Annotated in this window: 23 protein-coding genes; 15 read left to right on the top strand and 8 right to left on the bottom strand. The window is 63.9% G+C overall.

Going from position 1 to position 21,455, the window contains the following annotated elements; genetic code table 11:
• Positions 1-15 precede the first annotated feature (15 nt).
• Genes cas7e through cas6e form a run of 3 tightly spaced genes read left to right on the top strand, consistent with a single transcriptional unit; the run spans position 16 to position 2,482 of the window.
• Positions 16-1,146: a type I-E CRISPR-associated protein Cas7/Cse4/CasC gene (cas7e, locus tag ACLJRL_RS06980; RefSeq protein ID WP_410655236.1), complete on the top strand. Its 1,131-nt coding sequence runs from the start codon at positions 16-18 to the stop codon at positions 1,144-1,146.
• Positions 1,143-1,841, top strand: a complete 699-nt coding sequence (gene cas5e, locus ACLJRL_RS06975; protein ID WP_410655235.1) for a type I-E CRISPR-associated protein Cas5/CasD — start codon at positions 1,143-1,145, stop codon at positions 1,839-1,841. The genes cas7e and cas5e overlap by 4 nt, the downstream gene beginning before the upstream one ends.
• Positions 1,832-2,482: a type I-E CRISPR-associated protein Cas6/Cse3/CasE gene (gene cas6e, locus ACLJRL_RS06970; RefSeq protein ID WP_410655234.1), complete on the top strand. Its 651-nt coding sequence runs from the start codon at positions 1,832-1,834 to the stop codon at positions 2,480-2,482. The genes cas5e and cas6e overlap by 10 nt, the downstream gene beginning before the upstream one ends.
• A gap of 393 nt (positions 2,483-2,875) precedes the next feature.
• Here cas6e and ACLJRL_RS06965 read toward each other — a convergent pair whose 3' ends face one another.
• Positions 2,876-4,102 (bottom strand): hypothetical protein, encoded by a 1,227-nt coding sequence (locus ACLJRL_RS06965; protein ID WP_410655233.1) that lies wholly within the window; start codon positions 4,100-4,102, stop codon positions 2,876-2,878.
• Positions 4,103-4,841: 739 nt separating this feature from the next.
• On the opposite strand from ACLJRL_RS06965, the gene ACLJRL_RS06960 reads away from it, so the two are divergent.
• Positions 4,842-5,747: a DNA-processing protein DprA gene (locus tag ACLJRL_RS06960; RefSeq protein ID WP_410655232.1), complete on the top strand. Its 906-nt coding sequence runs from the start codon at positions 4,842-4,844 to the stop codon at positions 5,745-5,747.
• Positions 5,748-6,746: 999 nt separating this feature from the next.
• Here ACLJRL_RS06960 and ACLJRL_RS06955 read toward each other — a convergent pair.
• Positions 6,747-7,564, bottom strand: a protein-coding gene (locus tag ACLJRL_RS06955; RefSeq protein WP_410655231.1) for an IS5 family transposase whose coding sequence is annotated in 2 segments (ribosomal slippage) — positions 6,747-7,210 and positions 7,210-7,564 — 819 coding nt in all. Because the reading frame shifts where the segments join, the coding sequence is not laid out codon by codon here.
• 1,646 nt (positions 7,565-9,210) lie between these two features.
• Positions 9,211-9,690 (bottom strand): GNAT family N-acetyltransferase, encoded by a 480-nt coding sequence (locus tag ACLJRL_RS06950; RefSeq protein WP_410655230.1) that lies wholly within the window; start codon positions 9,688-9,690, stop codon positions 9,211-9,213.
• A 185-nt stretch (positions 9,691-9,875) separates the two neighbouring features.
• On the opposite strand from ACLJRL_RS06950, the gene ACLJRL_RS06945 reads away from it, so the two are divergent.
• The 11 genes from ACLJRL_RS06945 (at position 9,876) to ACLJRL_RS06895 (ending at position 17,937) form a co-directional block, all read left to right on the top strand.
• Positions 9,876-10,241: an effector-associated constant component EACC1 gene (locus tag ACLJRL_RS06945; RefSeq protein WP_410655229.1), complete on the top strand. Its 366-nt coding sequence runs from the start codon at positions 9,876-9,878 to the stop codon at positions 10,239-10,241.
• On the top strand, positions 10,238-11,731 hold the full coding sequence (locus tag ACLJRL_RS06940) for a caspase domain-containing protein (RefSeq protein ID WP_410655228.1): 1,494 nt from the start codon (positions 10,238-10,240) through the stop codon (positions 11,729-11,731). The genes ACLJRL_RS06945 and ACLJRL_RS06940 overlap by 4 nt, the downstream gene beginning before the upstream one ends.
• 672 nt (positions 11,732-12,403) lie before the next feature.
• Positions 12,404-12,877, top strand: coding sequence for a YbaB/EbfC family nucleoid-associated protein (locus ACLJRL_RS06935; protein ID WP_410655227.1), 474 nt, complete (start codon positions 12,404-12,406; stop codon positions 12,875-12,877).
• Complete coding sequence (locus ACLJRL_RS06930; RefSeq protein ID WP_410655226.1) at positions 12,874-13,185, top strand: hypothetical protein; 312 nt, start codon at positions 12,874-12,876, stop codon at positions 13,183-13,185. The genes ACLJRL_RS06935 and ACLJRL_RS06930 overlap by 4 nt, the downstream gene beginning before the upstream one ends.
• Positions 13,182-13,571, top strand: a complete 390-nt coding sequence (locus ACLJRL_RS06925) for a hypothetical protein (protein ID WP_410655225.1) — start codon at positions 13,182-13,184, stop codon at positions 13,569-13,571. Before ACLJRL_RS06930 ends, ACLJRL_RS06925 begins: the two co-directional genes overlap by 4 nt.
• Positions 13,568-14,299, top strand: a complete 732-nt coding sequence (locus ACLJRL_RS06920; protein WP_410655224.1) for a hypothetical protein — start codon at positions 13,568-13,570, stop codon at positions 14,297-14,299. Before ACLJRL_RS06925 ends, ACLJRL_RS06920 begins: the two co-directional genes overlap by 4 nt.
• The gene (locus ACLJRL_RS06915) at positions 14,296-14,895 is read left to right on the top strand and encodes a DUF3558 domain-containing protein (RefSeq protein ID WP_410655223.1); all 600 of its coding nucleotides are present in this window, start codon (positions 14,296-14,298) and stop codon (positions 14,893-14,895) included. Before ACLJRL_RS06920 ends, ACLJRL_RS06915 begins: the two co-directional genes overlap by 4 nt.
• Positions 14,896-14,906: 11 nt before the next feature.
• On the top strand, positions 14,907-15,308 hold the full coding sequence (locus tag ACLJRL_RS06910; protein ID WP_410655222.1) for a hypothetical protein: 402 nt from the start codon (positions 14,907-14,909) through the stop codon (positions 15,306-15,308).
• 8 nt (positions 15,309-15,316) lie between these two features.
• Positions 15,317-15,913 (top strand): DUF3558 domain-containing protein, encoded by a 597-nt coding sequence (locus tag ACLJRL_RS06905; RefSeq protein WP_410655221.1) that lies wholly within the window; start codon positions 15,317-15,319, stop codon positions 15,911-15,913.
• Positions 15,913-17,148 carry a hypothetical protein gene (locus ACLJRL_RS06900; protein ID WP_410655220.1) on the top strand — a complete coding sequence of 412 codons (1,236 nt, stop codon included), beginning with the start codon at positions 15,913-15,915 and terminating at the stop codon, positions 17,146-17,148. The genes ACLJRL_RS06905 and ACLJRL_RS06900 overlap by 1 nt, the downstream gene beginning before the upstream one ends.
• Before the next feature lie 21 nt (positions 17,149-17,169).
• Positions 17,170-17,937, top strand: a complete 768-nt coding sequence (locus ACLJRL_RS06895) for an ESX secretion-associated protein EspG (RefSeq protein ID WP_410655219.1) — start codon at positions 17,170-17,172, stop codon at positions 17,935-17,937.
• A gap of 49 nt (positions 17,938-17,986) precedes the next feature.
• On the opposite strand, the gene ACLJRL_RS06890 is transcribed toward ACLJRL_RS06895, so the two are convergent.
• The 5 genes from ACLJRL_RS06890 to ACLJRL_RS06870 form a co-directional block, all read right to left on the bottom strand.
• On the bottom strand, positions 17,987-18,217 hold the full coding sequence (locus ACLJRL_RS06890) for a hypothetical protein (RefSeq protein WP_410655218.1): 231 nt from the start codon (positions 18,215-18,217) through the stop codon (positions 17,987-17,989).
• Positions 18,218-18,424: 207 nt separating this feature from the next.
• A complete protein-coding gene (locus ACLJRL_RS06885; protein ID WP_410655217.1) occupies positions 18,425-18,688 on the bottom strand; it encodes a hypothetical protein in 264 nt (87 codons plus the stop codon).
• A 93-nt stretch (positions 18,689-18,781) separates the two neighbouring features.
• Entirely contained in the window at positions 18,782-19,300 is a 519-nt protein-coding gene (locus ACLJRL_RS06880) for a hypothetical protein (RefSeq protein ID WP_410655216.1), read from the bottom strand.
• Positions 19,297-20,214 carry a helix-turn-helix domain-containing protein gene (locus ACLJRL_RS06875; RefSeq protein WP_410655215.1) on the bottom strand — a complete coding sequence of 306 codons (918 nt, stop codon included), beginning with the start codon at positions 20,212-20,214 and terminating at the stop codon, positions 19,297-19,299. The genes ACLJRL_RS06880 and ACLJRL_RS06875 overlap by 4 nt, the downstream gene beginning before the upstream one ends.
• Positions 20,215-20,278: 64 nt before the next feature.
• Positions 20,279-21,163 (bottom strand): helix-turn-helix domain-containing protein, encoded by an 885-nt coding sequence (locus tag ACLJRL_RS06870; RefSeq protein ID WP_410656140.1) that lies wholly within the window; start codon positions 21,161-21,163, stop codon positions 20,279-20,281.
• Between the last annotated feature and the right edge of the window lie 292 nt (positions 21,164-21,455).

Raw genomic sequence — 21,455 nt, 5'->3', positions numbered from 1 at the left:
CTTTCGGAGACCTTCGTGATCATCGAGCTTCACCTGCTGCAGTCCTTCCCGGTGAGCAACCTCAACCGCGACGACGTCGGCCAGCCCAAGACCGCGACCTTCGGCGGAAGCACCCGCGGCCGCATTTCCAGCCAGTGCCTGAAACGGTCCGCGCGTCAGCTGTTCACCCAGCACGGTCTCGACGAAGCGGAGACCGGTGTCCGCACCAAACGCCTCCGCAACGACGCCGCCGAACTCCTCGTCAAACGCGGCCGGGACGCGGAGACCGCGCCCGGTGTCGTCACCGCAGGGCTCGAACAACTCGGCTTCGGCGTGGACCAGGCCAAAGGACTGACCGAGTACCTGTTGTTCGTCGGCCGGACCGCGATCACCCACCTCGCCGACTACTGCGACGCGAACTGGGACACGCTCCTGGCCGCGTCCGCGGGGAAGAACGGGAAGAAGCCGGCTAAGGCCAAACCCGGCAAGGACGCCGCGGCCGAGGCCAAACGCATCCTCGACGCCACCCGGGTCGCTGATGTGGCGTTGTTCGGGCGGATGATCGCCGACAATAAGGACTTCAACGTCGACGCCGCGTCCCAGGTCGCGCACGCCCTGTCCACCCACTCGGTGGCCACGGAATTCGACTTCTACACCGCCGTCGACGACCTCAAGCCGGAAGCGGAATCCGGTGCCGACATGATCGGCACCGTCGACTTCAACTCCGCCTGCTACTACCGCTACGCCAACCTCGACCTCGACCGGCTCCGCTCCAACCTCGACGGCGACGACCAGCTGGCCAACCGGGCCGCGGCCGCGTGGCTGGGCGCGTTCATCCACGCCGTCCCCAGCGGCAAACAGAACTCGATGGCCGCACGCACCATGCCCAGCACCCTCCTCGGCGTCGTCCGGGACACCGGTGCCTGGAACCTCGCCAACGCCTTCCTCAAGCCCGTCACCGACACCGACCTCATGGCCGGGTCCACCATCCGGCTCACCACACACTTCCAACAGCTGCGCGGCTTCTACGGCGACAGCGGCATCCGCGCCGCCATCGCCGCCTCCGTGACCGGCGACATCCCCCAAACCGACAGCACGGACACCGCTGCCAGCATCGACGAGTTCACCACCGGTGTCCTGACCGCGGCCGGTGCGGCGACCGCATGACCGCCACCCTGGCGTTGTGCTTCGACGCCCCCATGCAGTCCTGGGGCACCCGCTCCCGCGGCATCCTGCGCGACACCGCCCGCGAACCCACGAAATCCGGCGTCGTCGGGCTCCTGGCCGCAGCCATGGGAGTGGAACGCGACGACGAGGACAACATCGCTCAACTGGCCGGCCTACGCCTCGGTGTCCGCGTCGACCGCGAAGGACTCCTCGAACGGGACTACCAGACCGCGCAGAACGTCCCCACCACCCTCGGATCCGGACACCGCACCGTCGTCAGCGAGCGCTACTACCTCGCCGACGCACTCTTCCTCGTACTCCTCGAAGGCCCTGAGACCCGGCTCGCGCAATTGAGGGACGCCATCAACGCGCCGCGGTGGCCGTTGTGTTTCGGCCGACGTGCATTCGTGCCCGCTCGACCGCTCGTCTGCTGCCTTCGCAACGAACCCCTCGACCACGTTATCCAGGATCACCCCTGGCTCGAGCATCCCGAGCGCGTCCACGAGCCGGCCTTCGAAGTGGGTCTGCGGACCATGCTCGACGGCCCAGTGAACGCCGCCGGTGCCGAGCTCCGGCACGACGTCCCGCTCTCCTTCGCCCACGACGACCGACGCTTCGCCACACGCGCCGTCCTCACCGGCGACACACCACTCACCCCCGACATGATCACCACAGGAGTGCCCTCGTGTTCCTGAGCAAACTGACCATCGACATCCGCTCGCGCTCCTTCCGCCGCGACTACGCCAACGTCCACGACATGCACCGCACCCTCATGTCCGTCTACCCCGAAGTACCGTCCACCACCGACAAACGACAAGCACACGGCGTCCTATGGCGACTCGACAGCAACCACGGCGGCTTCACCCAATACGTCCAAAGCCACGCCGAACCCGACTGGACCAAACTCCCCGCCGGACACCTTGCCGCCCCACCTGAAGTACGACCTCTCCGGCCGGTACTCGACGCCATCACCCCGGGCCGCAAACTCGTGTTTCGTCTCGTTGCCAACCCCACCAAATGCGACGGCAAAACCCGCAAACGAATCCCACTGCGCCAACCAGTCGACCAACTGAACTGGCTCATCAGGAAAGGCGAACCACATGGCTTCGTCATCCCCGCCGCCAGCGACGGCCACCCCGACCTCGCAGCAACACCGACCGCCACTATCACCGGACAGAAGACGAAGTCAGGGAAGATAACTATCGAGCCGGTCCGCTTCGACGGACACCTTGTCATCATTGACCCGGCCGCCTTCAGCGACGCCTTCGTGACCGGGATTGGCCGGGCCAAGGCCTACGGATGCGGACTGCTCAGTCTCGCGACCGTCAGGACCTGAAAGCGACTTGGCGGCCCGCGGCCTCACGGCTACGCCAGAATCGTTTCTACGACAATGATTATGGCGCACCTGGTAGGCTATTGTGGACGGTGAAGTATGCGCTAAGGCGAGCAATGCGTTAGGTGGGGCGGGCTCGTGACGCGGCAGAGGGGCCCTCCGGCTCGGCGCTCCGGGTGCGGCATGTTGAGGCCTGAGGACGCCTAGCCTGACGCCGAATCGAGCACTGACGTTATTCCGCCGCGTATTCTCTATTTCTATGGAGTTGCCGCGAAGAATATTGGGACTGGCCCGGCAAGGTGGGATCTTGGGAGTAATGCAGTTGGAGTGGCGCGATTATGCAGTGCACGTTGAAGGCAAGATTTGAAACTTCTTCTTTGGTGGTAAGTTGCGCGACTAAGGTTGCTCTGAGTTAATTTTTGACGTCATAAGGGCGTGGAGTTTTGCTGCTGCGTCCGAGGTTACGGTTGGCTGGATATAAGTAACGTCAAAGGAATCGGCGGTAAGCGTGTTTAGGGAGTAGGGTTGCAGGGGTGTGCCTTCTTTAATTTCATAGTGAGCATGGTTATTTCCATACTTTCCCAAAGTTACCATCACGATTCGCCCAGCGCCAGCCGCGACGAGAAGAAGGCGCGCCCATTCCAGGGACATTCCGTTGGTAGTAAAGTCATCAAAGACAACGACTGTCCTACCTGTCAGCCTTTCGTGATACTTAGCGCCTAAATGTACTGTTTGCGCCTGCGTGGCAATGGATACGTTGGCTTGGCGGCCTTCACTCTTCGCCCGCCATCGCTCCAGGCTAGTGTCGGGTGCTTCAACGGCTCGGACAAGTAGGTCGTCTCTGTAGTAGCCATGGAAGAGCTTGGCTGCCTTGTCTAGGTAGTCCTTCAGTTGTGCGCTGACCTTTCCTTTCTTGCTGCTTGGATACACGCAGATGTATGGATTGGGGGGAAGTAAGCCTTCTCGGTAGGCGCTAGTCAGGGCAAAAAGCATCAGAACGTCACGCGCGTCATCCTCACCTATTTTGATTTCTTTGTCGTAAGTGAAAACGTCTTGAAGGGAGAATCGTCCAGTTCCACTTGAGCATGGCAGGGAGGCGCTGGCCGGCAGTAGTGAGCGCAAAGCCCAGCTATTGCTGTCCAGGCGGTGGGACCAGATTGATGGTCCAGTCAGAAATGTATTAATGAAGTGTGGGATTGACTGGGGAGATTCTGCGACAAGTGACGTTGTGCCACTCGGGGCGGCGCCGACCCAGTCGGCGTGAAGGTACATGACGCCGGAGTTTATTGCAGTACGCCAGTCCATAGCTGTGCTGCCTACGTATAGTAGGTTATGGTATTCAAGCGTAGTTGCGGTCGTGACTGCGGTTATCCAGTCTGGGGAGCCGCGCCTCTTTCCGCTTATGATGTCATTTTGGTTAACCAAGAGATCTGCTGGAGGGTATCCGAGTTGCTCTAGATGCAATTGCTGACGCCCTGTCAGGGGATTAGTGGAGAAGAGGCACCATTGCAACCCCTGCCCTTTCGTCCAGTTCAGCATCTCTCGTGCTGCTCGAGCTCGATCGGTGCCGGGCTGTAGCGATAGCAGGGTCTTGTAGTCGAAGATCACCAAGTTCAGGCTCATCGTCACCCCTCTCTTGCGTGAGAGGATATCGCCGCGCGGGTACGACTGCTTAGAGCATCGCCGGGAGGTGCATGCTTCACCGGAGACCGTGTTTGATTTTGATCTTGAGTGCAACGGTTATGTCACGTGTCGAAGCCGTCCGCAGCAGCAGTTGCTCGCCGTTGGGTTTTGACTTTCAAAGGAGTTGCTTGGTTAAATACTGGCTAGTCAGGCCGATTCCTGGCATGAGTAGCGGGTCGTGCTCGCCAAAGTTCCCACGGTCAAAGTGTTGCGCGATCGCTGCGACCATGTGACCGTGAGTCACGTGTCCAGTTGTCTGCGCTGGTGGCTGTCTAGAAAGTGTGCGGTCGGCTGACGGTCTTAGCCGGCGACATGGGCGACGTGCAAGTTCGGGGGCTCGATGCGGCAGGCTTCTTGGTATTGACTGGAGGGATAGCCAACGAGCTTGGCGAATCCCGCATCGTGAGAACGACTGTGGTCGTTCAGGTGGTTGCAGGCGATCCACCTGCAAGAATGTGCCGCCACGGCTCTGGGGTGTCGCCAATAATGCCAGCAGTCGGCAGGGTGCTGAGACCGTGCCGATCCCCAGTCTGTCGGCGCCAGGTGCTCGCCGCCAGCCAGTCCAAAGCAACCTTGCTAGGTAGCCGTAGTCGCGCTGTGCACCCAATCGGTTACAAGGTCCGGCGTTATGCTCGACATATCTCGCGAAAGTTGTCGTTGCAACCGATACTCTGGGGTTATGACTAGCCGAGCTGAGCGTGGTGCACTGATCGCACTGCTCCAGGATCGGCCAGGCGGAGCGACCTGGCGCCAGATCACCGACGACGTTGGTGACTGCGGCAGTGCAGTCGAGGTCTATCAAAGACTCGTTGTGAATGACCTGTTCAGTGATCCCGGCGAGCAGACCGAACGCTTCGAGCAGGCTGAGGGCGAGGTCACCGCTTGGGAGTCTGATGGCATCGGTGTCCACACGATGCTCGACGAGACCTATCCTGGCCAGCTTCGTGACGTCTTGCACATGCCGCCGGTGGTTTTTACCAGGGGAAACGTCGAGTCTGACACTCGTGCGGTTGCCATAGTGGGGTCGCGGAAGGCTACTGACGATGGCTTGCTGATTGCTTCGAGGTTGGCGACTGGCCTTGGCGAGCGCGGCTTTACTGTCGTCAGCGGCGGTGCCGCTGGCATCGATGCTGCCGCTCACACTGCCGCCCTTGAAGCGAAAGCTCGCACCGTCGCTGTTATAGGCACTGGCGTTCGCAAGTACTACCCGGCAGAGAACCGAGAGTTACACGATCGCATCGCCCGCGCAGGCATGGTGCTCTCCCAGTTCTGGCCAGACGGTCCTCCCACCCGGCAGAGCTTCCCGATGCGCAACGCTGTGATGTCGGGCTACGTAACCGCGACAGTCGTTGTCGAAGCTGGTGAGAAGAGCGGCACACGGATACAGGCACGGAACGCCGTTGAACACGGTCGCCCAGTACTTTTGACCGAAGGTGTTGTGCGTGCCAACCAGTGGGCACGTGCAATGCAGGAACAACCCGGAGTGCACGTGGTGCGAGGGCTGTCTGATGTCCTCGGCTTCCTCGAGCAAGCGGAGGACTCGGACGCCGCGATGCGGCGATTGCTGGATGTGGTGCGAAGCTGACAACCTCATCCAATCCACGATGGACGCCTGCTTCTGTCGAGCGGGCACGTGCTGTTGTTCGTGAGCGTGTCGGCGGGTTCTTTCGTAACGCCGTCCATAGACCCTGGCAAACCTGCTCAGTCTGCACGGGGCTTGTCGATGGATACGACCGCTGCTTCCGCTGCAATCAAGCGAACAGGGCATGGGGCTCCCAGCTCGCGGATGTGGTCATGCCATTGGCATACGCATACAGGCGCTCAGACGTCCACCGGGCACAGGCAGGTAGGCACCAGTCAGAGCAACACATGTGGTCCTACAAGGAGTTGCAGCCTGGGCCCGGCTGCGTTACTGATCTAACAGCGATGTTGCTAGTCGCACTGCAATGGCACCGATCCTGCGCGGAGGCTCGCGCCGGGCTGCCTTGGCAGTGTTGGTCGGTTGTCCCCTCCAGCAGGCACACGCGAGTAGGGGCGCACCCTCTTGTTAGGGTCGGGGAGGGCGCCGGTCTTGGAGGTCACGACGCCGGCTTGGCCATAGGACGAGTTGAGTTGAGTTTGGCCGACTCGCTGTTTGACGACCGTGAGGTGCGTGCTGATCGCTTCAAGGTTGGCAGCCCGAGTTCAGTCAAGGATCGCCACGTTCTCCTTCTCGAAGACACATGGGTTACTGGAGCATCTGCTCAATCAGCCTCGGTGGCTTTGAAGCGCGCGGGAGCCGCCGCAGTGACGATTCTCTGTCTAGCTCGGTGGATACGTGAAGATGGCCGAGCGGGCGAGCAACAGTTCTTCGCCAGTCTAGCCGAGCCCTACGACGCCCGCCAGTGTCCGATCGTCGGGCGCTGCTGCTCTGGGCCGTTTGGCTCTCACCTGTAGTTCATATTGCCCGGCTAAGCCCACTGCGGCCTTCGATGCATTGTGCCTGGCCTTCGCAGGATACAAGGTCAAACGCCCGACTTCGCTACAGTAATGGGCGTCGCAGATATTCCTGAGGAGAAGGCTGAACAATGCCTAAGAGCTTGTCTCATGTGGTGAGTTTGCGGAGTTTCTTGTAGCAGGTGAGGCTGGCTCCGAGGATAAGGAAGGCGAGGAAGTGCTCGGCTTTGCGTTCGTAGCGCAACGTGAGGCGTCGGTATCCGGTGAACCACGCCATGGTTCGTTCGATCACCCAGCGGTGCTTGCCGAGTTTCTGGCTGGATTCGATGCCTTTGCGGGCGATGCGGACCTTGATGCCCCGGTCGCGAACCCAGCGCCGCAGATCGACCTGGTCGTAGGCCTTGTCGGCGTGCAGCTTGGCCGGTTTCCGGCGGCGCGGGCCGCGGCGGGACTTGATCGCAGGAATTGCCATCACCAGCGGTTTGAGTGCGTAGGAGTCGTTCGTGTTGGCCGCGGAGATGGCGACTGTGAGCGGCAGTCCGGCACGGTCGGACAGGGCATGGATCTTCGAGCCGGACTTGCCTCGGTCCACCGGGCTGGGCCCGGTCAGAGACCCCCTTTTTTCGCCCGTACGCAGGCACCGTCCACGATCGCGCGGCTCCAGTCAAGCAGACCCTGGCTGTCGAGTTCGTCAAGTATCGCGTGGTGCAAAAGTCGCCAGAGCCCGGCTTTGGTCCACTGGCCGAAGCGACGGTGCGCGGTCTGGAACGGCACCCCGAACGACGGCGGCAGATCCCGCCACGCACACCCACTGGTCAGCACATACACAATCGACGTGAACACCGCACGAGCGTCCAGTGGTGCAGTGCCGCCGCCCTGCGGACGCGACTCGAACGCAGGAATCAACGGCTCCACCAGCTCCCACAGCTCATCCGGAACCAACCTCAACGACAGACGATCAGCCACACCCAAGATCATCCCTCAAGAGCGATCAATCACCACGTAAGACACGCTCTAAGCTGACTGTCGTCGCATCGGTACTTCCAACGTCGGCTACGAGGTCCTGCTTGCCGTGATCCGTCAGGTTCGCTCGGCGTCACCGTAAGGGTATTGGAGCTCGATGATGAAAGCTATGTTGTGCCGTCGGTGGGTAGTGCGACGTTGGTCTGCGGCCTTTGCAGAGGCTTCGGTGCACGGCGGGCAAGTCGAGTTTCGGGTTTGCGGGTTCGGGTGGGGTACTTGTCATGAACACCAGCTCGCAGACAGTCGCTCGCTTTGTCACGGGAGCAACTCGGGGTCGGCGCGAGGACGTCGCGGGCTCTGGTAGCTATGGTTCGTCCGGGAGCGCCCGGGAAGTATGACCAATCCAGAGTTAGAGGTGGCTTAACTTCATCCTGTCGCGTATGGCCGTTTCTGTCGTAGCGCGCCTACGCGTTCCGGACCTGTCGGAGCCACGGCCGGCGGAGGTGAAGACTGTCGACAAAGCATGTAGCACGCGTTGGACAAGCGGGGAGAACACCGGCGCTTGGCACCTCGAGACGACGACGAATGAGACTAGCTCCTCTCGTATGGGCAGAACCGAGTGTCGCGTGACTCCACTTACCCTTACGCCGCTGCGGCCCACGCGGCCCTGGCCGCGTTGGAGAAAACCCAATTGCAACTCGGTGCGGGTGGCTTTCCTCCGCCTTGCCAGGAACCACGTGGATCCACAGCGGACGCAAAGCAGCGGGATCACGCGACGCTAGGGCCGTTTCGATGCTGGACAGCCTCGCTCTCGTGAGGAGAACTGCGAGCAGCTGCGGCTGCGCCGCGCTACCTGTGGACCATCCCCACTTGCGCGGGGAGAACATCAGGTAAACGGATTCGATCTCGAATCCCTCGGGACCAGCCCCGCTCAGGCGGGGAGAACAGCTAGGCGGTGGCCTTGCTGATCGTGTTCTTGGGACCAGCCCGCTTTGCGCGGGGAGAACGCCTACCGCGAAAGCGGGAACTGCCGGTGGGGCGGACCAGCCCCGCTCGCGCGGGGAGAACCCGCCGGCTTGCTGGGCGTAGATGTCGGCGATGGGACCAGCCCCGCTCGCGCGGGGAGAACGTGTAGTCGCCTTCCCACACCTCGACAGTGAACGGACCAGCCCCGCTCGCGCGGGGAGAACACTTCTTGACGTGCGAATTTACGCCGCGGGTGATGGGTCTTGCCGCCGAGATCGTCGGCCAGTCGCGACCATTTTCTCACCCGCCGACAACCTCTGGCGCGTGACCCTTACCGGAGCCATGTGCGAACATATGTTCTACTTCGTCGGTTCCGTGGCGGGTCGTGGCGTGAGGTTGAGGAGGTGGGCGGGCTGAGTTGGCTGCTGCGGGAGCGCGCTACTGGGCGTGAGTGGCGCGTCGAGACAAGTGAGATGGCATGGGAAGCTGGCGGCTATGACCCGGGACGTTTCGAGGTCCACGTCCTTAGCGAGCGGGTCGTCGGCGCACCGGACGGTTATCCGAGCCCGACGCTTTCGACGGGTGCCGCCGAACAACGCGGCTGACAGCGGACTGCGGGTCGAGCTCGTCGGTAGGTAGGCCTGTATCGGCGCTTGGGCGGCGCCAATGTCGCAGTAGTGCGGCTACGTTAAGTGCTGCTCGTAGACCGCGCGGTCCTTACCAGGGCCTTTGAAATCGGAGGTGACCCAGATGTCGTTGACCTTGTAGTCGCTGGTGGGCTGGTTGACGAATCCCATGGCTGGCCAAGCGGCGTGTGCGGCGGTGTTGTCTGGCTCGGACGTGAGGTAGAGGCGCTTGGCGTCCCACGAGACAGCTTGGTCACGGACGGCCGCGATCAGGGTCTTCGACACGCCCCGCTGTCGGTAAGACGGATGAGTCATGACGTCCTGGATGTAAACGTCGCCCGGGGTGTCCTGGCTCCGGAATGCCATGACGGCTCCGGCGAGCGTGTCGTCGATGGTGGCGACGAGGCAGGTCGAGGAGAACAGGGTGGCGTAGAGCCAGTAGTCCGAGTAGGTGCGTGGCCGAATGTACGGCTCGCCCAGTTCCATCAGGTCGATTACCTGAGGAATGAGCTCCTGGCGAAGCGGTGAGATCTTCATATAGCTCCTCAGCTGGCCGAGTAGAGCGAGTTCGGCCCCGAATTTCCCGGACATCGCCGACGAGCTCGACGGTGCGAGCCTTACGACATGGTCGTGCGGTCGGATCCGCTTCCAGCCTTGCCCGGGCGGTGACGCGCTACCCTCCGGAGTTGACTGGAGACGCACTGCGGCGGGAGTTTAAAACGATGGATCAGGCGGCGAAGATCACGCTTCTCGACGGCGTTCAGCTCGACGCCGAACGGCGGTTCCTTCGCGACTGGTTCCGGACTGCTCCTGGTTTCCGTGGATCGGTACGCACTCCGACGCCGCCTCCGGAGTCGGGAAAGCTCGGTGGCGTCTCCGATGTGCTGGTCGTGGTTTTCGGGGCGGGCGGAACCGCCACGTTGTTCGTCAAGCTCTTGGCGGATTGGCTTGTCGCCCGTCGTCCGAAGGTGCGCATCAAGGTCACCGGTCCCGACGGCCGGACTGTCGAGGTCGAAACTGAGAACCTGACCGGAGATCAGCTCACCGACGTGGTGTCGAAGATCGTGCACCCCGAAGACAGGGCATGAGCGCCCCTCATTCCAGCGCGTCTTCGGCTGTGCTGGTCGGGAGCAGCCGCTTCGCCGATCACGAGCTGCTCAACGTGCCCTCGATCCGTACGAACATCCACGACCTCGCCTTCGAGCTCTCGCTCGAAGGGCACGGTTTCCTGGCCTCGAGCAGGATCACGTCGGTGATCGACAAGGAATTGGCCGAGGTCGGCGGCGCGGTGCGGCAGGCATGTGCCACCGCGACCGATCTCCTCGTCGTGTACTACGCGGGCCACGGCCACCTCGATCATGCTGGCGAGCTGTACTTGAGCTTGCCTGGGACGTCACCGGATCTCCTGGCCTGGACGGCCATTCCGTGTGCGGCGTTGCTCGCGGAGATCGACGCTTCGCCCGCTCGGCAACGGATCCTGATCCTGGACTGCTGCTACGCGGGCCGCGCGGCGCTCGGAGGGGAACCTCATGACGACCTCATTCAGCAACTGCCCGAACCGGAACGGACCTTTGTGCTCGCCGCGACACCAGCCCACACCCGTGCCGACGCGCCCGTCGGTGCCCGGTACACCGCCTTCACCGGCGAGCTGATCGAGCTGTTACGTCACGGCGCGCCCGGAGGCCCTGACCTCCTCGACGCGGAGTACGTCTGTAGCCAGCTGCAGACCCGGCTCACCCGTCGCGGGCTGCCGGCGCCCTGCCGCAAGGCGACTGGCAGCATCCGGTCGGTCCTGATCGGGCGGAACTCCGCGGCCGGCACCTTCGTGCCGGACGAACCAGCGCCCAGCGTCGAAGACCACGTGGAGCACAGCACCGCCGCCCCGCCGGCGCGGACAGGGCGGCTGTCATGGGTTCCTGATCCCGGGGGAGACGTGGTCCGGCGGCTGGACTCGATCGTGGAACAGGCACATGCCGCGGACGGGATGGGTGGTGCTGGCCGTTCGGAACGCGCGTCGGAGCTCCTCGAGGAGTTGATCGCCGACGCTTCCCTGCTCGTGGGCCAGAACGACCACCACGTTGTCCTGCTGAAAATCAAGCGGGCCGGGTGGCTGAGGCGAGCCGGCGCGATAGACGACTGCCTCGAGGTGTGCGAAGACGTCCTGTCCGGATACGACGAACTGGATCTCGACAACCGGTGGACCCGGGCCGTGGTCATCGACTACGCCCACGTCCTCGGCGAGTCCGGGGACATCACCAAGGCGAACGAGTACGTCGACCTGGTCACAGCCGAGACGGATGGCCTCGTCAACGACTACGACCTCGAGCCGATCGTTGAACTTCGCCTGGCGCGTATCGAGTGGGAACGCCGCAGTGGAGACCTGGAGCAGGCAGCCCTACTGGCCGCCGACCTCCTGGGCTATCTGAGGGTCCGCAACGGTTTATCTGGCGAGCTGACTTGGCAGGTGGAGAGGATCTACAAGAAGCTGATCAAGAAGATCGGCCAGCGCCGCGGGATAAGGCTTCGGCTGCGTGCGGCGCGCACCACAGCAGGCACCATCCTCAAGGACAACTGGTAACCCTGCTCCACCCAGCCGTGGGCGTGGGCACGCAGTTCCCGAGGCGTAGTGAGGAAGTGACTGCATCGCGCCTGGCGCCTCGCCGATGGCGATCACTATGACGAGCTGCCGTACCGGCACTACGCGCACGATGAGGGCCCGGGTTCCCGTAGCCCGCACTTGGGGTACCGACGTGACTGTGTCGGGCAGCTATGCGCTTGCACGTAGCGAGCGTGAGTTGACCGTTGCGATGCCAGGGCACGCCAGCTCAGATGGCGGGTCCGGCGCGCAGAGGGGGAGGGAGCGCGCCGGCCCAGTGACACCATGCCACACATCGAACAGATGTTCAGCCCAGCGCACGGTAGCTGACGGTCGCGTCAGCCGGACGCGTTCGATGGCGATTCCGGCCGGGTGAAGGTGCCGTATGGGCCGGAGAGGTCACGTCGGACGGTCTGGCATGTTCAACCCGCAAGCGGGCAAAGCCGCTGGCCCGGCGGAGAGGGTTCAACCGGTGGACGAGGTTGCCGAGATGCGTGGTCCATCTGCGTGATGGGAACAATCAGACACAAGTCTGCGAGTTCGACTACGCTGACCGCTCGACCGATTACGCTCGTGAGTTGATCGCGGGCGATGCGGTCGGGCCGTGGGGGCGGCTGGTAGGGGAATGTCGGGCGACGGGGAGGGCGAGCCGGCGTGTCGTTGAATGTGGCCAAGTTGCGGCAGCAGGCTGGTGAGCTTGATGTCGAGCTGGAGCAGGCCCGGTATACGGGGAGATCGGCTGACGGTATCGCGTCGGCGATGGTGACCGGTCAGGGCAAGCTCGTGGATCTGACGATCGCGGATCACGTGATCCGGAGTACGCATCCGCAGCGGCTGGGCCCCGCCGTCTTGGAGGCCGTGTCTGAGGCCCGGCGCGGGGCCTCGCAGGCTGGTGTCGCCAAGGTGCGCGCGGTGGTGGACAAGGACCAGGAGTGGGTCCCCGAGCCTGGCTCCGGAACGGCAGCGGCCCAGCGGCATGACTCTGGAGCGTCAGCTGCCCAGGAGGGCGGTGCGGCGGCCGCGCCTCGTGGAGCGCGCCGAAACACCGAAGAGGCTGAGGAAGAGAGTTTCGATCAGCTCGACTTCCTGGACGACGATCTCGAAGACGAGGGGCGGGATCGTTGGTGAGCTACCAGGATGAGCTGTATCACCTGGCAAGGGAGATCGACGCGACGGTGGCCGCGGTCGAGCAGGCCGCGACCGGCGCCGCGCGGGCTCGCGTCACATGGACGTTGCCGGGAGAGCTGGGGTCCGTGACGGTGACCGGGGCCGGTGAGCTGGTCGACGTATCGGTGGACGTGGCCGCGATGAAGGCCTACAGCGCGCCGAGCCTGTCTCGTCAGCTGCTGCTGGGCATCCAACGGGCAGAGGAGACCGCGGCCCAGCGATATGACGCGGCGATCGCGGCCGTTCGGGATGAGGAGCGGCTGGTATGAGCTTTCCAGATCCGTTCGACCCCGACCCCGGTCCCGGTCAGGGCTATCACGTCTACCCGGAGAAGCTGCGAGCTGCGGCCGACACGATCGCGGAGGCGGCAGGACTGCTGCAGCACTTCGCGATCGTGGACCTGGCGAACGTCGCGCTCGGCCCCTACGACCTTGGTTTGCCGGGGACAGCGACGAACCTGATGCCCGGGCTCGACGGCCTGGGGACGGTGGACCGGTACAACGCGGCCATCGACGCGATTCAGCGGATCACGGCCGAGAATTCGACTCAGCTCGCTGTGTTGAGCGCGGCTTTGGGCAAGGCCGCGAATCACTATGAGCAGCTGGATCAGGAAGCGTATGAGCGGATGAAGAAGCTGGAGGGTGAGATCAAGTGACCACTCCCGACCCGGGCCAGGCCGCCGCGGATCTCGCCAGCATGAGCTACCCGGAGGCCGCGGACCAGAAGATCCGGGAATACGCGGACCTGATCGGCGCGTACGGGATCATCGGGCTGCTCGACAAGCTCCGTGTGTTCGTTGCCGGCGACCTGAAGAAAACGCTGGGTCTCGCGGAAGAGTTCGCCAATCAGAGCAAGTTGAAGGATGCGGCCGAGAAGGTCAATGACGCCAAGCTGTCACTCAATGCCGCGTGGCATGGTGACGCGTTCGACCAGTACTCCATGTATTCCGGAATGGCCGTCGACAGCCTGAACAAGGGCCAGGCCTCCGTCACGAGCTTGACCAAAACGATGAGCACGGTCGCGATCACAGTGATCAGCACGTACAAGAATCTTTTGCTCGCGCTCGGCAACTGCGCGGCGAACCTGGCGCAGCTGGCCGGTAAGTTCGCGATTGTCGCTGGCTCTGTAGCGCTTCCACCGCTTGCGGTTTTTGCGGTCAAGGATTTCGTGGACGCGATCAACTCGGCGTTCGAGAAGTTCTGGCGTGACTGCAACACGCTCCTCGCCGGCATGATCACCGACATGGGAGCGCTGGTCGGAAGCGGCCTTGAGCTGACGGCCATCGAAACCACCTTCCCCAAGATCCCGGATGTCGGCACGAGTGCCGAGGTGGTCGGGGAACACCGCCGCTGGCGGATCAAACCGGGAGCCGATCCCTCGTGACACGACACCTCGCCCGAGGACTCGCCATCGTGATCGCCGGCGGGCTGGTGGTGCTGGCCGGCTGCGGCACGAGCCCACCGCCTCCGCCACCGGAACCATCGGTGTCGGTCCCGCCGATCCCCGCACAGCTGAACGGCGCCAAGTTCAAGGCAGATCCGTGCGCGGCGATCACCGTGGAACAGCTGCAGAGCATGGGTTTCGCAGACAACGGCACCGTGCAGCGGGGCCAGGATGGAAAGTGCCTGATCGCGTTCGGCCGGTTGGTCGAGGTGACCGCGCTATGGCATCCGGTGCTGGAGGACAACATCAGCACGCTGTACCGCGATCACGCTCGGGGCCGCCACAACCCGAAAAACTGGGAAGAAGTCACCATCAACGGCTACCCCGGGGTGATCACGGAGATCGAGGAGAACATCCCGACCAAGAAGGACGAGGGGCCTCTGGCGTGCAGGCTGGCTCTCGGAGTCGACGACACCACGCTGGTGTACGTCGGCGCCAACACCCGCGGCCGTGCGGAAGCCGGTCCCTGGAAGAACGATCCCTGCGGCGCGGCCAAGAAGATCTCCGAGTTCGTCATCGACAACCTCCGCGGCTAGGAGAGGACGGCATGGCTGAACAGAACACCATCGGTGGCGACTTCATGGCGGGTCTGAACTTCTTCGTCTCCGACGACCTCAACAGGGCAGGTTCCGCGGGGGGCTTCACCCTGAGCCACGAGGACATGGCCGCGGAGCTGGAGAACCTGCGGCGCCTTCATAACCGGATCGAGATCCAGCGAAGGCGCGCCGCTCCTCTGTGGTCGATCGTGTCGCCCGGCAGCGACCCGGCATCCGTGCGTAACACCACAGCCAGCAACGCCTCTGGAGAGTCTTACGACGATCTCCTTACCCAGCAGAGTCAGTTCGTGGCGACCATCATCGGAAAGATCGAGACCGCCCTGGGGATGACACAGCGGCACGAGGAGCAGGCTGCCGCGGAGATCGGCAACGTCGGTGGAGGACACTTCTGATGCGGTATATGGCCTTGACGGTGCTGGCGGCGGCCTCGGTCCTGCTGCTGGCCGGATGCACCGAGAAGCCGCAAACGCCCCCGGCCACCAGCTCGGGACCATCGTCGACAGCTGCTCTGCCGTACGCGGACGCGCCGAGGGTCGGCAACCCCATGCCAGCCTCGGTGATCCAGCGTGATCCGTGCGAGGTCCTGACCCCGACGCAAATTTCGTCGCTGTTCCAACGCCAGCCGGAAGTCCAGCCGGCCCAGGACACCGGGATCGCGCGGGATTGCCGCTGGGCCGACATCAGCCGCGGTTCGAGCATCGGCATTCAGATGCTGTACGCGGCGCGGCACGGCCTGAGTCAGTTCTACGCGAACAAGCAGAGATACAAGTTGTGGGAGCCGCTGGAGCCGGTGCAGGGCTATCCGGTCGTCGCCTACGGGGGGAACGACACGCGGCAGACGCTGGGGGACTGTTCGGTGCTGGTCGGGGTCGCGGACAACGCGGTCTTCGAGGTCGATGTGAACGTCGTCGACTCGAAGGTGGGGACGGTTGATCCCTGTACGGATGCCCGAATGGTGGCGGATCTGGCCGTGACGACGTTGAAGAGCGGTGCCTGATGAGCTTCGCTCCGACCGAGGCCATGATGGCCTATCTGCAGAAGCTGCAGGCCGAAGGCAAGCTGATCGTGCCCGCCGACCTTGTCCGCATGGTGAAAACCGGGCCCGGTACGGCCAGCCTCGGCGAGGCCCAGCGTGCGGGAGCGCTGCAGGCCCAGGAGCAGCAGGGTATCGAGGCGGACACGCTGGCGGCGGTCGCACGGCTGGAGAACGCCTGGTCGGGACAAGGTGGTGACGCGGCCCGGGCTGGGTTGCGGCCGCTCGCGCAGGCCGCGACCGAGGCTTCGGCCGCGCTGCACAACAGCCAGAACACGCTGGCAGATCAGGATCACGCGTTTCAGGCAACGCGGGATTCGATGGTCGAGATCTCGGCTACGCCGCCTCAGCGGAACGTCCTTGATGTCGCGAGCCCGTGGGATACCGACACGGAGATCCAGCTCAACGAGCGCAATGCCGCGATCCAGCGGAACAACGAGATCTACAACAGCTTCACCCGCACCAGCGATGGGCACGCGCAGGCGATGCCGGTCCAGTTCGGCCAGATCGCTGGCGAGTCCGACGGGGCCTTCTCCGTCGGCCAGACCACGGGCACTGGTGGCGCCGTGGAGAAGCGGGAGATCGCGGGACCCGGCCGGGCGTCCGACGGCGAACCTGTCCGCGTCACTGGCCGCCTCGTGCAGGCGGATCATCACCCCGACGCTGGGCCTTGGCCCGATGGAGAGGCGTTGCCGAACCAGGCTGCGGGCGGCCAGCGGCCAGACAGCGTCGCTGTGTCGCCGGGCAGGGAGGGGACCGTGGCCGCTGGGTTCGTGCGCCCGGCTCCGTCAGGCATCGATTTCCCGAACCTCCCGGGACAAGGCTGGGGGAACCTCCCGGCTGCGGACGCGCTGAACTACGTGGCGGGACCGGACCGGCCTGGCGCCGGTCCGGTCGTCGCGCCGCCCTACGGCAGGGCCGGGACGCCCGGTGCCGGCGGGCCAGGTAGTCCGGGACGCCCGGTGGGGGCGGGTCCTCTGGGGCAGGGGAATGAGCCTGCCGGGCGGGCTGGTGTGGGCGGTCAGACGGCTGCGGGCAGCCGCGGCACTGGGGCCGGACCGGTTGTACCGGCGGCCGGGCGCGGTAAGGGTAAGGACGAGGACAAGGAGAAGAAGTCCCCGGACTATCTGCAGGAGCCGGACCCGCAAGGGCTGTTCGGCTACACCGGCCGGGTACCGCCGCCGGTGATCGGGAAGTAGCCGGCAGAGGGAGACAGAGGGGTGCTCGACGAGCCGGTGACGGTACCGCGCCTGGCAGTAGCTCAAGCGTGGGAGTGGGAAAGGATCGGGCCGGTACATCCGGTGATCGGCCCGGTCGACGTGTGGGTCGAACCCGACGCGGAAGGCGAACTTGAGGAGCTGACTCGGCAGGCCCTGGCGCAACCGGGCTTCTACGAGCTACGACGAGGCCGGATCGCCGGATGGTTCCGAGACCTGATGCTGGCCATCGCCTCGTCGAGCTACGAATGCTATGGCTTCTCCGCCGACCGCACTGGTCGGCATCGCTCGATTTTGGCGGTGCCGTCCGGAAAGCACGGCGCCCTCATCACGGTTGAGGACGACCGTCTGACCCTGGAACAGGTCCGAGGCGCCAAGGTCATTCGGTCGGTCGTCGAGGCACTTCCGACCTACTCCGCCGCCACGGTCGTCGAGCAAGCGGTCCCGCGCACGGAGTACCTGGCACGTATGAACGATGACTCGTACATCCTGGACACAGAGAACGACTACACCGCTGTTGATCCGGCTGACGAGCTTCGCACCCTGATAGCCGAAAAGCGGCAAGCCAGCCACCAGCTCTACGTCGCGGCCCGCGCGAATGGGATCAGACGCGCCAGCGTCCCGCTGACCGCGATCGACACCGCGAACCACGGCAGGATCCTGACCTATCTCCGGCCGGGAACCGGCGACCTCGAGATCGCCTGGGGACCCGGCAGCCCGGCGTACATCACCGAAACCCTGTACAACACCCTTGAGGCGTTGCGGTCCTGATGCTCGCGCAGGGGCGCCTCCGAGCAACCTGTGCAGAGAAAAGGGGTTTCTAGCCGTCCTGTTCGTCGGGGCGGTGTTCCGGTGCCGGGCTCGGTGCGTTCCACGCCTCCTGTTCGGACGCGAACGTCCAGAGAAGCCCAGCCGCTGTCGCCAGGCGGTCGGCGAGGTCGCGTTGCTCCTGGACGGACAGATGGTTGGCGAGCAGCGCGGTCACCGCCGGTGGAATGGTCGTGGCACAGGCGTTCAGCTCCCGCACCAATTGCGCGGTCTTACGATTCATGATCACCTCAAGGGATCTGCGTCTCAGGCTGGTTCACCTGTGGACGGACCAGATTCAGGTATGTCACAGAGAGGAAATGGCGTCGCTTGCCCGATTCGAGTGCAACAGGCGTGAAGAACCATGGCGAGCTGGTCGCGATGGCGACCGAGTCCACTGTGGATACGCGCCACCGGTAGGCGTATCCACAGTGTGGAGATTGCCGGGTATTCACAGTTGTCGTTGCATGCTCATCAGCGTGGAGCTCAGAGTCGTCTGCACGGCTAGGAAGTCGGTCAGGACTTGGTTGCCTCTGGCGAACAGGGCGAAGACGTGGTCCACGCCGGCCAGGTTGTTGTATCCGGCGACTGATGCCGAAAAGAACGTTTGCGCTTCGTCCCAACGGTATTCGATCGCCTTCTGGGAGGCGTCGATGTTGTCGGTTATGGCCTGTCGTACGTTTTCGAGGTCGCGGCGAGTGTCGGCGCTGCTCATGGTGCTTACTTTCGTTCCGGGAGAGGGATGAGTGGGCTGCCAGGGCGGGCTCTGGCGGACGATGTCGGCGGGGGGTCACGGTCGCCGATGAGCTCAGGGAGCCGGGCGACCGGAAAGGGAGTTCTCCTCGGCGGTGTGGCACGGGAGGTCGAGCTGCAGCCACAGGATCCGGTCTGCGGTCGTCTCGTTCCGGTTGCCGTTGCGGATCACGTCGCGGTGGTCGGTGACGGCCCGCGCGAGTGTCCGCAACGCAGTTCTCAGCTCGCCGATGACGCGGGTTTCGTTGAGCAGGCGGACGCGGCGTGTGAGGCTGCTGCGGCGTTCACACGCGCGGTTCACGAAATGGATCGTGCGTGATTTCCATTCCTCGTACTCGACTGCCGCGCGCTGGCGGTCCTTGTACGTGCCCTCGACGGCGCGCAGGTCGGCTTTGCGGTGGAGGAAGGAGACTTCGACCTGTTTGATCAGTAGTCCGAGCGCGCGGTGGGTCTGCCGGAGCCGCTCATCGTCGGCGGTCATCGCCTGCCATCGCGCCTTATCCGGCCGGTTGATCTCGTGGCCGACCTCGGTGACGGCTGCACGGTCGTCGTCGACTGTGTAGGGGAGCCTCATGTCCCGGACCTTGCCGCAGTGTCACGGTGGCCCGGGGTGCGCGCCCCGTCAGGTTCCAGGCGATGCTCAAGGTCGGCCAGTGTTCGGATGAGCCATTCCGTGGTGTCCCAGTGGCTGAGTGACAGTTCCGCCAGACGCGTTGTCTGTGTCTCGTAGTAGGCGAGGTCGTGTCGTTGTTCGAGGAAGGCGCTGAACGTGGGGTGCTGAAGGTGGAGAATGGGCGGATGTTCGTCGTGCCGGTACACGGTGAACGCGGTGGAGATGCCGGACATGGGCGCGTCTGCGGGAACGAGGTGGATGCTGCAGCGGGGTGCGGCGGCCAGGACCGCCAGGTGGGCCAGCTGGTCGCGGGCGACCCCTAGGCTCCCGGAGTGGGCGAGCAGGGCTGTTTCGGGAATATAGAACGTAAAGGGACCTCGTTGAAGGCTGGAGTGTGGCTGCCATCGGAGGCGGTCCTGGACGGCGGCGTCGAACTCTGGCCCGTCCTGGTGGCCGTGGCGACGAAGGGCGAGGCGGATGTGCGCTTCGGTCTGGAGCTGACGGGGGATGTCGCGGGGGTCGTAGGTGGTGCAGGACATGCTTTCGGTATCGAGCAAGGAGACGAGGAGAAGGCCGTCAGGAACCTCCCGCGGATGTGGCCGCACCTGATAGCCGTCGTCAGGAGCGCGGTCCAGTGCCAGCAGGCGATCGAACTCCGCGGTAGTGGCCTTCGCTCGCGCGACGTAGAGCGCGATCTTGCCATCGGGTGCTTTCCACCTGCCGTTCTCCAAACGCGACACCGCCGAGGCGGGCCACTCCAGCATTCGGCTCATGTCGCTTCCGAGGTACCCGGCCCGCTGCCGGATACGCCGGAGCTCGGCGCCCAGCTCCCTCCTTTTCGCACTGGAAACGTATTCAACGCTGGTCGGTTTCATCGGGGTCCTCGTTGTCGTGCTGCGGGACACGGTGTTGAACTGGGCCGGTGTCACGTGCTGCCTATCAGGTCACTGTGGTGGCGATAGCGTTGATTCTGTCGACGGATTCCAGCTCGTTCAGGGCCGTTGTCTCCAGTGTTCTGATCTTCTGCTGATACGGTGCCAGGTCGCCACCTTGTTCCGATATCACCATTGCGGTCAGGGTGTTGACGGTCAGGACCGTGTCGTCATGCGCATTCTGAAATAAGGCGAACCCATTTCGGATATCGCGGTCGACGCCCGTGGCGGGAACAATGCGAATGTGACAGCGTTGGCGGCATGTCGCCAACGCGAGGCGAACAAGCTGTTCACCCATGTGGTCGCGCATGGCCGGGTTACGAAGAGCGAACTCGTCAATATAGAAGGTGCTGTCACAGTCTCGTTTGTCGTCCTCGAACACGGCCTGCCGCTTCTGGCGGGCAGTCATGCCCTCGGCGATGACCTTGCCTGGAACAAAGTGCCCGCGGCGCATGACCGCCTCCGCGTACTGTTCGGTCTGCAGGAGGTCCGGGATGTCGTACGGTTCGTAGACAGTGATCGACCGTGCGGTCGAGGCCAGGAAAGCGAGAGTGTGCAGCCGGTCGGGCAGTCCGGCCGGATGGCGCTGGAGGCTGTATCCGTTGGCAGGCAGCTTGGCCAGTGCCATGACACGCTGAAACTCGTCCGGGCTCACGTCGGCGCGGGCCAGGAAGTTCGCGATGTCCAAGATGGGTGCTCCGCGTGTCCCGTGCTCCGCATGGGACACCTTCGGGTTGCTCCAGCCCAGCGCTCGGGAAAGTTCCGGCTGGTTGAGACCTGCGCGTTTCCGTGCGCGGTGCAACGCGGCGCCGACCTCCCGGCTCTTCGCGGTTGTCTTCTCCTCGCGACGGGTTCGTGAATCCGGCTGAGGAGAAGAGGATGACTCGGGCACGGCGGTCAAGATATTCCTTCCACTTGATTGCTATCCATGAACCCCGTTAATGTCGAGATTGGACAGTCGTAGAGGCGTCTGGTTGTTCAAGTCGGTCGTGGTCGGCTAGGTTCCGGATAGTCGCGGGTAACAGATTTCGCACCAAGTCACCGTTTGGTCGGCAGGAGGAAATGGTGGGCCGCAGAGCTTTCCGCAGTGGCTCACGCTGACCACGATCCGTCCGTAGCGGAGTCGCTTCAAATATCGGGGTGTGACCCGGTGCAAGACGATACGGCGAAAGAACCAGAACTCG

Origin of the sequence: Amycolatopsis sp. lyj-112 (genome assembly GCF_046549055.1) — a bacterium.
Taxonomy (GTDB): domain Bacteria; phylum Actinomycetota; class Actinomycetes; order Mycobacteriales; family Pseudonocardiaceae; genus Amycolatopsis.
The sequence above is the reverse complement of the archived record's forward strand: the minus strand, read 5'-3'. Positions and strand labels throughout refer to the sequence as shown.

What these genes read in the sequence shown, in the direction of transcription:
- cas5e (WP_410655235.1), top strand. Translation starts at nt 1,143, where the DNA reads ATGACCGCCACCCTGGCGTTGTGCTTCGACGCCCCCATGCAGTCCTGG.
- ACLJRL_RS06965 (WP_410655233.1), bottom strand. Translation starts at nt 4,102, where the DNA reads ATGAGCCTGAACTTGGTGATCTTCGACTACAAGACCCTGCTATCGCTA.
- ACLJRL_RS06960 (WP_410655232.1), top strand. Translation starts at nt 4,842, where the DNA reads ATGACTAGCCGAGCTGAGCGTGGTGCACTGATCGCACTGCTCCAGGAT.
- ACLJRL_RS06950 (WP_410655230.1), bottom strand. Translation starts at nt 9,690, where the DNA reads ATGAAGATCTCACCGCTTCGCCAGGAGCTCATTCCTCAGGTAATCGAC.
- ACLJRL_RS06945 (WP_410655229.1), top strand. Translation starts at nt 9,876, where the DNA reads ATGGATCAGGCGGCGAAGATCACGCTTCTCGACGGCGTTCAGCTCGAC.
- ACLJRL_RS06940 (WP_410655228.1), top strand. Translation starts at nt 10,238, where the DNA reads ATGAGCGCCCCTCATTCCAGCGCGTCTTCGGCTGTGCTGGTCGGGAGC.
- ACLJRL_RS06925 (WP_410655225.1), top strand. Translation starts at nt 13,182, where the DNA reads ATGAGCTTTCCAGATCCGTTCGACCCCGACCCCGGTCCCGGTCAGGGC.
- ACLJRL_RS06910 (WP_410655222.1), top strand. Translation starts at nt 14,907, where the DNA reads ATGGCTGAACAGAACACCATCGGTGGCGACTTCATGGCGGGTCTGAAC.
- ACLJRL_RS06905 (WP_410655221.1), top strand. Translation starts at nt 15,317, where the DNA reads ATGGCCTTGACGGTGCTGGCGGCGGCCTCGGTCCTGCTGCTGGCCGGA.
- ACLJRL_RS06900 (WP_410655220.1), top strand. Translation starts at nt 15,913, where the DNA reads ATGAGCTTCGCTCCGACCGAGGCCATGATGGCCTATCTGCAGAAGCTG.
- ACLJRL_RS06890 (WP_410655218.1), bottom strand. Translation starts at nt 18,217, where the DNA reads ATGAATCGTAAGACCGCGCAATTGGTGCGGGAGCTGAACGCCTGTGCC.
- ACLJRL_RS06885 (WP_410655217.1), bottom strand. Translation starts at nt 18,688, where the DNA reads ATGAGCAGCGCCGACACTCGCCGCGACCTCGAAAACGTACGACAGGCC.
- ACLJRL_RS06880 (WP_410655216.1), bottom strand. Translation starts at nt 19,300, where the DNA reads ATGAGGCTCCCCTACACAGTCGACGACGACCGTGCAGCCGTCACCGAG.
- ACLJRL_RS06875 (WP_410655215.1), bottom strand. Translation starts at nt 20,214, where the DNA reads ATGAAACCGACCAGCGTTGAATACGTTTCCAGTGCGAAAAGGAGGGAG.